Annotated in this window: 11 protein-coding genes; 8 read left to right on the forward strand and 3 right to left on the reverse strand. The window is 63.6% G+C overall.

From position 1 onward, the window contains the following. Positions 1-237: 237 nt before the first annotated feature. The gene (gene mprF / locus ACPZMI_RS17720; RefSeq protein WP_426352740.1) at positions 238-2,880 is read left to right on the forward strand and encodes a bifunctional lysylphosphatidylglycerol flippase/synthetase MprF; all 2,643 of its coding nucleotides are present in this window, start codon (positions 238-240) and stop codon (positions 2,878-2,880) included. Continuing rightward, positions 2,880-4,172 carry a virulence factor family protein gene (locus tag ACPZMI_RS17725; RefSeq protein ID WP_186711654.1) on the forward strand — a complete coding sequence of 431 codons (1,293 nt, stop codon included), beginning with the start codon at positions 2,880-2,882 and terminating at the stop codon, positions 4,170-4,172. The genes mprF and ACPZMI_RS17725 overlap by 1 nt, the downstream gene beginning before the upstream one ends. Positions 4,173-4,210: 38 nt before the next feature. Here ACPZMI_RS17725 and ACPZMI_RS17730 read toward each other — a convergent pair whose 3' ends face one another. Continuing rightward, complete coding sequence (locus ACPZMI_RS17730) at positions 4,211-6,109, reverse strand: potassium transporter Kup (protein WP_186667188.1); 1,899 nt, start codon at positions 6,107-6,109, stop codon at positions 4,211-4,213. Positions 6,110-6,377: 268 nt separating this feature from the next. Between ACPZMI_RS17730 and rimO the strand changes: the two genes are divergently transcribed. From rimO to tsaA, 5 genes are all read left to right on the forward strand, one after another. Next, positions 6,378-7,709, forward strand: a complete 1,332-nt coding sequence (gene rimO, locus ACPZMI_RS17735) for a 30S ribosomal protein S12 methylthiotransferase RimO (RefSeq protein WP_186667189.1) — start codon at positions 6,378-6,380, stop codon at positions 7,707-7,709. A 119-nt stretch (positions 7,710-7,828) separates the two neighbouring features. Then, positions 7,829-8,287: an acetyltransferase gene (locus ACPZMI_RS17740; RefSeq protein ID WP_186667190.1), complete on the forward strand. Its 459-nt coding sequence runs from the start codon at positions 7,829-7,831 to the stop codon at positions 8,285-8,287. Between the two features lie 112 nt (positions 8,288-8,399). Next, the gene (locus tag ACPZMI_RS17745; RefSeq protein ID WP_426352741.1) at positions 8,400-9,110 is read left to right on the forward strand and encodes an rRNA pseudouridine synthase; all 711 of its coding nucleotides are present in this window, start codon (positions 8,400-8,402) and stop codon (positions 9,108-9,110) included. 49 nt (positions 9,111-9,159) lie between these two features. Next, positions 9,160-9,621, forward strand: a complete 462-nt coding sequence (locus tag ACPZMI_RS17750) for a YehS family protein (protein WP_186667192.1) — start codon at positions 9,160-9,162, stop codon at positions 9,619-9,621. A 7-nt stretch (positions 9,622-9,628) separates the two neighbouring features. Continuing rightward, a complete protein-coding gene (gene tsaA, locus ACPZMI_RS17755) occupies positions 9,629-10,324 on the forward strand; it encodes a tRNA (N6-threonylcarbamoyladenosine(37)-N6)-methyltransferase TrmO (protein ID WP_186667193.1) in 696 nt (231 codons plus the stop codon). A 66-nt stretch (positions 10,325-10,390) separates the two neighbouring features. Here the strand turns inward: tsaA and fpr are convergent, their stop codons facing one another. Then, positions 10,391-11,170, reverse strand: coding sequence for a ferredoxin-NADP reductase (gene fpr / locus ACPZMI_RS17760; RefSeq protein WP_054891020.1), 780 nt, complete (start codon positions 11,168-11,170; stop codon positions 10,391-10,393). A gap of 121 nt (positions 11,171-11,291) precedes the next feature. Between fpr and finR the strand changes: the two genes are divergently transcribed. Beyond that, the gene (gene finR, locus ACPZMI_RS17765) at positions 11,292-12,218 is read left to right on the forward strand and encodes a LysR family transcriptional regulator FinR (RefSeq protein WP_426352742.1); all 927 of its coding nucleotides are present in this window, start codon (positions 11,292-11,294) and stop codon (positions 12,216-12,218) included. Positions 12,219-12,221: 3 nt separating this feature from the next. Here finR and ACPZMI_RS17770 read toward each other — a convergent pair whose 3' ends face one another. After that, positions 12,222-12,587, reverse strand: coding sequence for a diacylglycerol kinase (locus ACPZMI_RS17770; protein ID WP_186667195.1), 366 nt, complete (start codon positions 12,585-12,587; stop codon positions 12,222-12,224). Positions 12,588-12,636: the final 49 nt, after the last annotated feature.

The following is a 12,636-nucleotide window of genomic DNA, read 5'->3' on the forward strand; positions in this document are numbered from 1 at the left end:
ATTCGTCAGAACAGGCCCCGCCTATCCCAGGATAGTGCGGGGCTTGTTGCGTTTGTCCCTGGAAAAAACCTGTCGTACGCGCTTTGCCATTTGTCTGGCACCTCAATGAACTAACTTTAACTAACCTGAAACGGATAAACCTACTCCACCCGGAGTACTATCTGGACACGTTTTCCAAAGGGACTTTCACTTGGCCGCACGTCTCCTCCCCCTCGCGCTCGCCGCACGAGGTATTTCATGACCTCCCGCTCTCCAGACTCCCAGGCCCCTATCACTGCTGCCCTGCCTGCGGCAGCACAGCGTCTGCCGTGGCTCGAACGCCTCAGCAAATACCGCCAGCCTATCGGCCTGGCGATAACCCTGTTGTTGTTCGCCATGGCGCTGATCGCCTGCCGACACCTGCTGAGCGAGTTGGACATCTATGCCTTGCATGACGCCATGCTCAGCGTGCCCAAGCAGGCGCTGCTAGGTGCGTTACTGGCCACTGTGGCAGGCTTCGTGACCCTGCTGGGGTACGAGTGGTCCGCGGCCCGCTATGCAGGCGTCAAGCTACCACCCCGCACCCTGATGCTGGGCGGTTTCAGTGCATTCGCCATCGGCAATGCCATCGGGCTGTCAATGCTCTCCGGTGGCTCGGTGCGCTATCGCCTGTACGCGCGCAAGGGGCTGGGGGCTGCGGAAGTCGCACGGATGACCGTGTTCGCCAGTCTCTCCCTAGGCTGCGCACTGCCTCCGCTGGCAGCAGTGGCCACCTTGAGCGACCTCACCTCGGCCTCCACCGCATTGCGTATGTCCCCGGTACTGCTGGGCAGCATCGCCACCGCGGTGTTGCTGGCCTGCGCCGTCCTGGCGGTGGGGCTCTATCGTCGCCGCGCTGCCGAGCAGCCCCTGGCCGACCATCTGCTGGTGCAGGTCGGACGCCGCACCCTGCGCCTGCCCAGTGCACGCCTGACCGCCCTGCAACTGGTCATCACCGCACTGGACGTTGCCGCCGCCGCCACGGTGCTTTACCTGCTGTTGCCCGAAGCCCCGCCATTCGGTGCTTTCGTTCTGGTCTACCTGCTGGCCCTCGCGGCGGGTGTACTCAGCCATGTGCCCGGCGGTGTCGGTGTGTTCGAAGCGATCCTCCTCGCGGCCTTCGCCAACGAACTGGGCGCCGCCCCACTGGCCGCGGCGCTGCTGCTGTATCGCCTGATCTACGTCGTGCTGCCGTTGCTGGTGGCCTGCGTTCTGCTGTTGGTCAACGAAGCCCGCCGCCTGCTGTTCGCCCAACAGGCGATCAAGGCAGCGTCCGGGCTCGCCGCTCCCGTGCTGGCGATCCTGGTGTTTCTGTCCGGCGTGGTGCTGTTGTTTTCCGGCGTGACCCCGGAGATCGACAGCCGCCTGGAGCACATGGGCTTTCTCATCCCGCATCGCCTGATCGACGCCTCGCACTTCGGCGCAAGCCTGATCGGCGTCCTCTGCCTGCTGCTGGCACAGGGCCTGCGTCGCCGCCTGTCGGCGGCCTGGCTGCTGACCACGGTGTTGCTGCTGACGGGCGCACTGCTGTCGCTGCTCAAGGGCTTCGACTGGGAAGAGGCGTCGATGATGATCTTCACCACCGCCCTGCTGGCCCTGTTCCGGCGCTCGTTCTATCGCCCCAGCCGCCTGCTGGAGCTGCCGTTCTCGCCGATCTACCTGGTAGCCAGCGCTTGCGTGGTCGGTGCCTCGGTATGGCTGCTGCTGTTCGCCTATCAGGACGTCCCCTACAGCCACAAACTGTGGTGGCAATTCACCCTCGACGCCGATGCTCCGCGCGGCCTGCGCGCTGCACTGGGCAGTGCAGTACTGCTGGTGATCGTCGCCCTGACCTGGCTGCTGCGCACCGCGCGCCCGGTGATTCACCTGCCGAGCGAAGACGAACTGCAGCGCGCCAACCGCATTCTGCTGGCGTCCGATCAGCCCGACGGTGGCCTGGCCCTGACCGGTGACAAGGCGCTGCTGTTCCACCCCAACGACAACGCCTTCCTCATGTATGCCCGTCGCGGCCGCAGCCTGGTCGCCTTGTACGACCCGATCGGCCCGGCACAGGAGCGTGCCGAGATGATCTGGCAGTTCCGCGACCTCTGCGACCTGCACCATGCCCGCCCGGTGTTCTACCAGGTGCGCGCGGAAAACCTGCCGTTCTACATGGACATCGGCCTGACCGCGATCAAGCTTGGCGAAGAGGCGCGGGTCGACCTGCGCCGCTTCGACCTCGAAGCCAAGGGCAAGGAGATGAAGGACCTGCGCTACACCTGGAACCGCGGCGGCCGTGACGGCCTGACCCTGGAAGTCCACGAACCCGGGCATGCGCCCTTGCAAGAGCTCCGGGAAATCTCCGACGCCTGGCTGGCCGGCAAGAACGTGCGCGAAAAAGGTTTCTCGTTGGGCCGCTTCAGCCCGGAGTACCTGCAACATTTCCGTATCGCACTGATCCGCTTCCAGGGCCGTCCGGTGGCCTTCGCCAACCTGCTGGAAACCCACAGCAACGAACTGGCCAGCCTGGACCTGATGCGCGCACACCCCGAGGCACCGAAGCTGACCATGGAATTCATGATGCTCGGCCTCATCCTGCATTACAAAAGCCACGACTATGCCCGCTTCAGCCTGGGCATGGTGCCGCTTTCCGGCCTGCAACCGCGTCGCGGCGCACCGCTGACCCAACGCTTGGGCTCGATGGTGTTCCAGCGCGGCGAGCAGCTCTACAACTTCCAGGGCCTGCGGCGCTTCAAGGACAAGTTCCAGCCGGACTGGGAACCCCGTTACATGGCTGTGCCAGCCGGGCTGGACCCCCTGGTTGCACTGGCTGATACTGCCGCCCTGATTGCTGGCGGCCTGACTGGATTGGTGAAACGCTGATGACTCGACGTTACTGGTTGTACCTGCTGATCCCCCTGCTGCTCGCCGTGCTGGCTGGCGGTGGGGCCTTCTGGCTGTGGACCCGCCCTGCCCCCGAAGCCCGTATCGAGCACTTCACCCTGGACGATGGCAGTAACCTGACCCGGGTCACACCCGGCGTACGCGCCAAGACCCTGGTGGCAGTTGGCGTGCCCCATGACCAGGCACTGACCGACAAGCAACTGCTGGACCTCAGCCAGGCCGGTGAGGCTCAACTGGTGCAGGTGATCCTGCCGACCGGCGACTGCAGCAAGCAGCAGGTGGCGCTGGACCAGGCCATGGGCAAGCTCTCCGGCAAGCCGACCCTGGTTGCCGGCATCGGGCCAGGCGCCTCGCAGGCCTGGCGCTGGCTGGCCGGGCAGAACGACGACAAGGCCCGGGCCATCTCGGTCGACTTCAACCTCGAACAGCCAGACTGCAAGGTCGAGCTGCCCAAAACCGCTGCCCACGGTCATTGGAACGTAGCCTGGAACGACAACCCCGACGATGCCAGCGCTGCCTTCGTGCGCGACCAGGCCAACGCCGAAACCAGCATCAGCGACTATGACATTCACCTGCCGCAGGTGCTCAAGGCCCAACTGACCCAGGCCCTGGTCGGTCGCGACGGTAACGCCCTGGCGATTCCCGTGGTGGAAGTGCCAGCCGGCCAGACCACCGACACCGTCACCCTGTTCCTCTCCGGTGACGGCGGCTGGCGCGACCTGGACCGCGACGTGGCGGGCGAGATGGCCAAGCTCGGCTACCCGGTGGTCGGCATCGACACCCTGCGCTACTACTGGCAGCACAAGACGCCTGAACAGAGCGCTGCCGACCTGTCGGAACTGATGCAGCACTATCGTCAGAAATGGGGCACCAAGCGCTTCGTGCTGACCGGCTATTCGTTCGGTGCCGATGTCCTGCCGGCCATCTACAATCGCCTGCCGGAAGCCGACCAGAAGCGCATCGACGCGGTGATCCTGCTGGCCTTCGCCCGCAGTGGCAGCTTCGAGATCGAAGTGGAAGGCTGGCTGGGCAAGGAAGGCCAGGAGGCCCCGACCGGGCCGGAGATGGCCAAGCTGCCTGCCGCCAAGGTGGTGTGCATCTATGGTGTAGAAGAAACCGACGAGAGCGGCTGCACCGACAAGACGGCCGTCGGCGAGCGCATGAAGCTGCCAGGCGGCCATCACTTCGACGAGAACTACCCGGCGCTGGCCAAGCGCCTGATCGGCGAGATCGAAACCCGTCAGGGCAAGTCGAACGTCGCAGAGCAGTAAGAACAACAAGGGCCGCGATGCGGCCCTTGTTATTTGAGTCAGATCTCGACCTGGGTTCCCAGCTCGATCACTCGGTTCAGCGGCAGGTTGAAGAAGCGCAGGTTGCCGTTGGCATTCTTCAGCAGGAACGCGAACAGGTTCCCGCGCCAGCGCGACATGCCTTCCAGGCGCGAGGCGATCACCGTCTCGCGGCTGAGGAAGTAGGTGGTGCGCATGGGGCTGAAATCCAGCTCTTCCAGATGGCACAGCCGCAGTGCCGCGGGTACGTCCGGTTCATCCATGAAGCCAAAGTGCAGCAATACGCGGAAGAACCCGTCGCCATAGGCCTCGACCTCGAAACGCTCCGACTCCGGCACCCGCGGCCGATCCTCGCTGACCACCGTCAACAGTACGACCTGGCTGTGCAGCACCTGGTTGTGCAGCATGTTGTGCAACAACGCATGGGGCACCGCATCGGCACGCGCCGTGAGGAACACTGCTGTCCCCTCGACACGATGCGGTGGCTGCACACGAATGCTGCTGATGAACACCGGCAACGGCAGGCCCCCCTCATCGATACGCTCGACGAGAATCTGCTTGCCACGCTTCCAGGTGCTCATCAGCACGAACAAGACGATCCCCGCCAGTACCGGGAAAGCACCACCCTGCACGATCTTCGGCACGTTGGCGGCGAAGAACAGCCCGTCCACCAACAGGAACCCCACCAGCAGCGGGACTGCCAGCACCGGTGGCCACTTCCACAGCAGCAGCATCACTGCGGCGACCAGGATAGTGGTCATGAGCATGGTGCCGGTCACCGCCACCCCATAGGCCGCCGCCAGGGCACCGGAAGACTCGAAGCCAATCACCAGCAGCACGACGCCGACCATCAGGGTCCAGTTCACTGCACCGATGTAGATCTGCCCCTGCTCGTCACTGGAGGTGTGCTGGATCTGCATGCGCGGCACGTAGCCCAGCTGGATGGCCTGGCGGGTCAGGGAGAAGGCACCGGAAATCACCGCCTGGGAGGCAATCACCGTGGCCATGGTCGCCAGCCCCACCAGCGGCAGCAGTGCCCAGCTTGGTGCCAGCAGGTAGAAGGGGTTGCGCGCAGCCTCGGGGTTTTGCAACAGCATCGCGCCCTGGCCGAAGTAGTTGAGCACCAACGCTGGCAGCACCAGGGCAAACCAGGCACGGGCGATCGGCTTGCGCCCGAAGTGGCCCATATCGGCGTACAGCGCCTCGGCGCCGGTCAGCGCAAGCACCACCGCACCGAGAATCGCCACGCCCATTCCGGGATGGACGATGAAGAAGTTCAACGCCCACCCGGGATTGAACGCCTTGAGCACTTCCGGGCTCTGCTGGATGCCATGCACCCCGAGCGCAGCCAGCACGAGGAACCAGGCAACCATGATCGGGCCAAAGGCCTTGCCGATCTTCTCGGTGCCATGCTTCTGCACCAGGAACAGTACCACCAGCACTACCAGCGAGATCGGCACCACCCAGTGGTCGATGCCATCGAACGCCAGCCCCATGCCCTCGACCGCCGACAGCACCGAGACTGCCGGGGTGATCATGCTGTCGCCATAGAACAGCGAGGCGCCGACCAGCCCACAGCCGACCATCAGCATGCGCAGCCGCGGATGCCCCGCCGTGGCACGCCGCGCCAGCGCGGTGAGCGCCATGGTGCCGCCCTCGCCCTGGTTGTCGGCGCGCAGGATGAACATCACGTACTTGAACGACACGACCCACAGCAGCGACCAGAGAATCAGCGACAGGATGCCCAGCACCCCGTCGTGGTCGACCTGTACGCCATAACCGCCGGTAAAGACTTCCTTAAGGGTATACAACGGGCTGGTGCCGATATCGCCATAGACCACCCCCACAGCTGCCACCAGCAGGCCCAAAGGGCGTGCCGCCCCATGCCCGCCCTCGGCGTGACTGCTTGCCTGAACCATCGACCACTCCCGCAGACGGCCCTTCGGGGCCGATAGTATTCGCACCGGACGGCATGCTCGCAGCGCCCGGACCGCTGTCGTCATCCGGCTATCATTGCTACCCGGACACAACGGCGCGAAGCATAGCGCAGCGCTCGTCGCTTTTCTGCTGGTCAAGCGACCTTGCGCTCGCTAGAATTGCGCACTTTTTGATCAGAGGCGCCAAAAACGCCCGCCCGGATCACGCCGCCACTGGCAGGCGCGACCTGTTTCAATACCGAGGTTAGTCATGTCCACCACTCCCGCCACGCCGAAGGTCGGCTTTGTCTCCCTGGGCTGCCCAAAAGCCCTGGTCGACTCCGAGCGCATCCTCACCCAACTGCGCATGGAAGGCTATGAAGTCGTTCCGACCTACGAAGACGCCGACGTGGTGGTGGTCAACACCTGCGGCTTCATCGACAGTGCCAAGGCCGAGTCGCTGGAAGTGATCGGCGAAGCGATCAAGGAAAACGGCAAGGTCATCGTCACCGGCTGCATGGGTGTCGAGGAAGGCACCATCCGTGACGTGCACCCCAGCGTGCTGTCGGTCACCGGCCCCCAGCAGTACGAGCAGGTGGTCAATGCCGTGCACGAAGTGGTGCCACCGCGCCAGGACCACAACCCGCTGATCGACCTGGTGCCGCCGCAGGGCGTCAAGCTGACCCCGCGCCACTACGCTTACCTGAAGATTTCCGAAGGCTGCAACCACAGTTGCAGCTTCTGCATCATCCCGTCGATGCGCGGCAAGCTGGTCAGCCGTCCGGTCGGCGAAGTGCTGAGCGAGGCCGAGCGCCTGGTCAAGGCTGGGGTCAAGGAGATCCTGGTGATTTCCCAGGACACCAGCGCCTATGGCGTCGACGTCAAGTACAAGACCGACTTCTGGAACGGTCGCCCGGTCAAGACCCGCATGCTCGAGCTGTGCGAAGCCCTGAGCAGCCTGGGCGCCTGGGTGCGCCTGCACTATGTCTACCCCTACCCCAACGTCGATGACGTGATCCCGCTGATGGCCGCCGGCAAGATCCTGCCGTACCTGGACATCCCGTTCCAGCACGCCAGCCCCAAGGTGCTCAAGGCCATGAAACGCCCGGCCTTCGAGGACCGTACCCTCGCGCGCATCAAGAACTGGCGCGAGCAGTGCCCGGAACTGGTGATCCGCTCGACCTTCATCGTCGGCTTCCCCGGCGAGACCGAAGAGGACTTCCAGTATCTGCTCGACTGGCTGACCGAAGCCCAGCTCGACCGCGTCGGCTGCTTCCAGTACTCGCCGGTCGAAGGCGCCCCAGCCAACGACATGGGCCTGGAAGAAGTCCCGGATGACGTCAAGCAGGATCGCTGGGACCGTTTCATGGCCCACCAGCAGGCGATCAGCAGCGCACGCCTGCAACTGCGTATCGGCAAGGAGATCGAGGTACTGATCGACGAAGTCGAGGAGCAGGGTTCGGTAGGCCGCAGCTTCTTCGACGCGCCGGAAATCGACGGCAGCGTGTTCATCGACGGTGACCACGGCTTCAAGCCGGGCGACAAGGTACGTTGCCGTATTGTCGATGCCGACGAATACGACATGTGGGCCGAACCGGTCTGATCGAGACGCAAGCCCCGCCCCTTCGCGGCCACACGCCGCGAAGGGGCAAGCTTTGAAGAAAAACTCCGCAAAACTGTCATCAAGCATCTATGTTTTCCTCACTACCCGAGGAATACAGAATGTCCTTGCCCCTGACGCTGCATACCCCCCACTACAGCGACTACCCCGAACTGGTCCGTATCTGGGAAGCGTCGGTGCGCGCCACCCATGATTTTCTCCCTGACGCCTATATCGTGCTGCTGCGCGATCACGTGCTGCGCCGCTACCTGGATGCCGTGATGCTGATCTGTTGCCGGGACGCCCAACGCAGGATCCTCGGCTTTGCCGGTGTCGCCAACGGTCGTGTCGACATGCTCTTCGTTGACCCCGAACATCGCGGCCTGGGGGTTGGCAAGCGGCTGCTGCGCCATGCCATCGAGGAGCTCAACGCCGAACGCCTGGACGTCAACGAACAGAACTCCCAGGCACTGGGTTTCTACCTGCACGAGGGCTTCGAAGTGGCGGGACGCTCGGAAACCGATGGCCTCGGACAACCCTATCCACTGCTGCACATGCGACTGATCCGCGCACCGCGGTAGGCACGGCCCGTCAGCCGCGCCTGAAATGGCCCGAACAGCGCAGATTCACAGCCGCAACATGGCACGGGCAGGTACAATAAGCACCTTTCCCTGCCCTGCGAACCCTCAGCTCATGTCCGAACCCGTCCGCCTGTCCAAACGCCTCATCGAACAGCTCGGCTGCTCACGCCGCGAGGCCGAACTGTACATCGAAGGGGGCTGGGTCACGGTCGATGGCGTGGTGGTCGAACAACCGCAGTTCAAGGTTGCAGCACAGCGTGTGGAACTGCTGCCCGGCGCTCGCGCCGAAACCCTGGAGCCGGTTACGCTGCTGCTCAATCAGCCAGCCGGGCTCGACAGCGAAAGTGCCCGCGCCAGCATGACCATGGCCAGCCTCAGCGAGGCCCACCGCGAAGGCACACGCCCCTTGCACGGCCATTTCACCAGGCTGAGCAGACCGGCACCGCTCGAACGCGGCGCCAGCGGCCTGCAGGTATTCACCCAGGACTGGCGTGTCACCCGCAAGATCGACGCCGACCTGCGCCGTCTGGAGCAGGAGTACATCCTCGAGGTGCGCGGCGAAACCACGCCCCAGGCCCTGGAGCGCCTGGCCCGTGGTGCGACCCGCAATGACCGGGAACTGCCCCGGGCCAAAGCCAGTTGGCAGAACGAAACTCACCTGCGCCTGGCCCTGAAGAACCCGCAGCCCGGGCAGATCTCCGAAATCTGCGCCTACCTGCGCCTGGAACTGCTCGGCATGCGCCGCATTCGCCTGGGTGGCGTGTCGATGGGCAAGCTGCCCCTGGGCCAATGGCGCTACCTGTCCGGCAGCGAACGCTTCTAAGCGATACCGCCGCGCCGCAAGGTGCGGCTCAGAAAAGGATTCGAGTCACATGAACCACAACGATGTCCTGCGCAGCCTGCGCTACATGCTCAAGGTGAACGACGCCAAGATGGCCGAAATCATCGCCCTGTCCGGCCTTGAAGTGAACCCGGTGGTGCTTGCCGGCTATATCAAGAAGGAAGACGAAGCCGGCTATGTGCGTTGCCCGGAGCGCGTCATGGCGCATTTCCTCGATGGCCTGGTGATCCACCGCCGTGGCAAGGACGACAACCGTGCGCCCCAGCCCGTCGAGCTGCCGGTGACCAACAACACCGTGCTGAAGAAACTGCGGGTGGCTTTCGAACTCAAGGAAGACGACCTGCACGCGATCCTCAAATCGGTCAATTTCCCGGTGTCCAAGCCCGAACTCAGCGCGCTGTTTCGCAAGGTCGGCCATGACAACTACCGCCCCTGCCAGGACCAGCTGCTGCGCAACTTCCTCAAGGGCCTGACCCTTCGCGTGCGTGGCTGAGCCGATCATGCAGCACAGCGTCACACCGGTCGGCATCGTCCGCTCCTGCTTCAAGGAGAAGTTCGCCATCCCCCGCCAGCCCCGCCTGGCGCCCGCGGCACGCGGCGTGCTGGAGTTGCTGCCGCCGTTCGACCAGGGCGACGCGGTACAGGGCCTGGAGCAGGTCAGCCACGTGTGGCTGCTGTTCCTGTTCCATCAAGCACTGGAGGAAAAGCCCCGGCTGAAGGTGCGCCCGCCGCGCCTGGGCGGCAACAAGAGCATGGGCGTGTTCGCCACGCGTGCCACCCATCGCCCCAACGGTATCGGCCAGTCGGTGGTGCGCCTTGAAGCTGTAGAGCCCGGGCGCCTGCTGTTGTCAGGTATCGATCTGCTCGACGGAACGCCGGTGCTCGACATCAAACCCTACGTGCCCTACGCCGACAGCATCGACAATGCCATCAACCAGATGGCCAGCGATGCGCCACTGCCGATCAACGTGCAGTGGAGCGATAGCGCCCTGCACCAGGCCCACGAGCACGCTCTGCGCCTGGCAGAACCACTGGTGGAACTCATCGAACAGTGCCTGGCCCAGGATCCACGCCCGGCCTATCAGGTGCCAGCGCCGGAACGGGTCTACGGAGTGAAGTTCTGGGATGTGCAGGTGCGCTGGCATTATCCGCAGCCGGAGGTGATCCGGGTGCTGGAGGTTGCACGCGAAGCCTGAATTCACACTTTCCAGACATAAAAAAACGCAGACCCAAGTCTGCGTTTTTTTATGCCGCAATTCGCCTTACTTCTCGACGAATGCGCGCTCGATCAGGTAATCACCCGGCTCACGCATACGCGCAGAGATCTTCAGGCCGAAGCTGTCGAGTACTTCGCTGGTCTCGTCGAGCATGCTCGGACTGCCGCAGATCATCGCACGATCGTCCTGCGGGTTGATCGGTGGCAGGCCGATGTCGCTGAACAGCTTGCCGCTGCGCATCAGATCGGTCAGACGGCCCTGGTTCTCGAACGGCTCGCGGGTCACGGTAGGGTAGTAGATCAGCTTCTCACGCACCGCTTCGCCGAAGAATTCATTCTGTGGCAGGTGCTCGGTGATGAACTCGCGGTAGGCGACTTCGTTCACGTAGCGCACGCCATGGACCAGGATCACCTTTTCAAAACGCTCGTAGGTTTCCGGGTCCTGGATCACGCTCATGAACGGCGCAAGGCCAGTACCGGTGCTCAGCAGGTACAGGTGCTTGCCTGGGTTCAGGTCGTCCAGCACCAGGGTGCCGGTCGGTTTCTTGCTGATGATGATCTCGTCGCCTTCCTTCAGGTGCTGCAGCTGGGAGGTCAGCGGACCGTCCGGCACCTTGATGCTGAAGAACTCCAGATGCTCTTCCCAGTTCGGCGAAGCGATCGAATAGGCACGCATGAGCGGACGGCCGCTTTCCTGCTGCAGGCCGATCATCACGAACTGACCGTTCTCGAAGCGCAGGCCCGGATCGCGGGTGCACTTGAAGCTGAACAGGGTGTCGTTCCAGTGATGCACACTGAGGACACGTTCGTGGTTCATGTTGCTCATCTAATGGGGCTCCTGAAGAAAAACGCGGCGCGCGCAAGACGCGCAGTTGCGCGATAGTTTAGGGGCAGCGAGAATATCTGTTAACTGAATTATCAAGATATGACTTATCGGTTATATAGATATGCGATTCACTCTCCGCCAGCTTCAAGTCTTCGTCGCCGTCGCCCAGCATCAAAGCGTATCGCGAGCGGCCAATGTACTGGCCCTTTCGCAGTCGGCGGCCAGTACTTCCATCACCGAACTGGAGCGCCAGTCCAGCTGCCAGCTGTTCGATCGCGCCGGCAAGCGCCTGAGCCTCAACGCCCTGGGCCATCAGTTGCTGCCCCAAGCAGTAGCCCTGCTCGACCAGGCCAAGGAAATCGAAGACCTGCTCAACGGCAAGTCCGGCTTCGGCTCGCTCGCCGTCGGTGCCACCCTGACCATCGGCAACTACCTGGCAACGCTGCTGATCGGCAGCTTCATGCAGGTGCACCCGGAAAGCCAGGTCAAGCTGCACGTGCAGAATACGGCGCACATTGTGCAACAGGTAGCCCACTACGAAATTGACCTGGGTCTTATCGAGGGTGACTGCAACCATCCTGACCTGGAGGTGCAACCCTGGGTCGAGGACGAACTGGTGGTGTTCTGCGCACCGCAACACCCCCTGGCCAAGGTCGGCCGCGCCAATATCGAGGCCTTGTCCCAGGAGGCGTGGATCTTGCGCGAACAAGGCTCAGGCACACGCCTGACCTTCGATCAGGCCATGCGCCACCAACGCGCCAACCTGAATATCCGTCTGGAGCTTGAGCACACCGAAGCAATCAAGCGCGCCGTGGAGTCGGGCCTGGGCATCGGCTGCATCTCGCGCCTGGCCCTGCGCGACGCCTTCAGGCGCGGCAGCCTGGTGGCGGTGGAAACACCGGAGCTGGATCTGCTGCGGCAGTTTTACTTCATCTGGCACAAGCAGAAGTACCAGACCTCGGCCATGCGTGAGTTTCTCGAGCTGTGCCGCAGCTTTACTGAGGGAGTGCAGCGCAGCGACGAGATCGTGCTGCCGGCCATCGCCTAAGCGCTAGCCGAGCAGGATCACGCCCCAGACCAGCGCCACCATGCTCATTGCCACCAACTGCGCGGCACTGCCCATGTCCTTGGCGTTTTTCGACAAGGGGTGACGCTCCAGCGAGATGCGGTCGATGGCAGCCTCGACCGCCGAGTTGAGCAACTCGACGATCAGCCCCAGCAGGCACACGGCGATCAGGATCGCACGCTCGCCGCGGCTGACCGGCAACCAGAAGGCGGTCGGGATCAGCAGCACGTTGAGCAGCACCAGTTGGCGGAAGGCAGCCTCGCCCTTGAAGGCGGCGCGCAGGCCGTCCAGCGAATAGCCGGCGGCGTTGAAGATGCGTTTCAGGCCGGTCTGGCCCTTGAATGGCGACATGTGAGTCAATTCACCTGGAAAAGGCCTGCAGGCTAGTCCAGCCTGGGTC

Origin of the sequence: Pseudomonas wayambapalatensis (genome assembly GCF_049942315.1) — a bacterium.
In the GTDB taxonomy this organism is placed as follows: domain Bacteria; phylum Pseudomonadota; class Gammaproteobacteria; order Pseudomonadales; family Pseudomonadaceae; genus Aquipseudomonas; species Aquipseudomonas wayambapalatensis.

Coding starts and splice junctions, on each gene's coding strand:
- ACPZMI_RS17745 (WP_426352741.1), top strand. CDS start 8,400: ATGTCCGAACCCGTCCGCCTGTCCAAACGCCTCATCGAACAGCTCGGC.
- ACPZMI_RS17730 (WP_186667188.1), bottom strand. CDS start 6,109: ATGGTTCAGGCAAGCAGTCACGCCGAGGGCGGGCATGGGGCGGCACGC.
- ACPZMI_RS17770 (WP_186667195.1), bottom strand. CDS start 12,587: ATGTCGCCATTCAAGGGCCAGACCGGCCTGAAACGCATCTTCAACGCC.
- fpr (WP_054891020.1), bottom strand. CDS start 11,170: ATGAGCAACATGAACCACGAACGTGTCCTCAGTGTGCATCACTGGAAC.
- finR (WP_426352742.1), top strand. CDS start 11,292: ATGCGATTCACTCTCCGCCAGCTTCAAGTCTTCGTCGCCGTCGCCCAG.
- ACPZMI_RS17740 (WP_186667190.1), top strand. CDS start 7,829: ATGTCCTTGCCCCTGACGCTGCATACCCCCCACTACAGCGACTACCCC.
- mprF (WP_426352740.1), top strand. CDS start 238: ATGACCTCCCGCTCTCCAGACTCCCAGGCCCCTATCACTGCTGCCCTG.
- ACPZMI_RS17725 (WP_186711654.1), top strand. CDS start 2,880: ATGACTCGACGTTACTGGTTGTACCTGCTGATCCCCCTGCTGCTCGCC.
- tsaA (WP_186667193.1), top strand. CDS start 9,629: ATGCAGCACAGCGTCACACCGGTCGGCATCGTCCGCTCCTGCTTCAAG.
- ACPZMI_RS17750 (WP_186667192.1), top strand. CDS start 9,160: ATGAACCACAACGATGTCCTGCGCAGCCTGCGCTACATGCTCAAGGTG.
- rimO (WP_186667189.1), top strand. CDS start 6,378: ATGTCCACCACTCCCGCCACGCCGAAGGTCGGCTTTGTCTCCCTGGGC.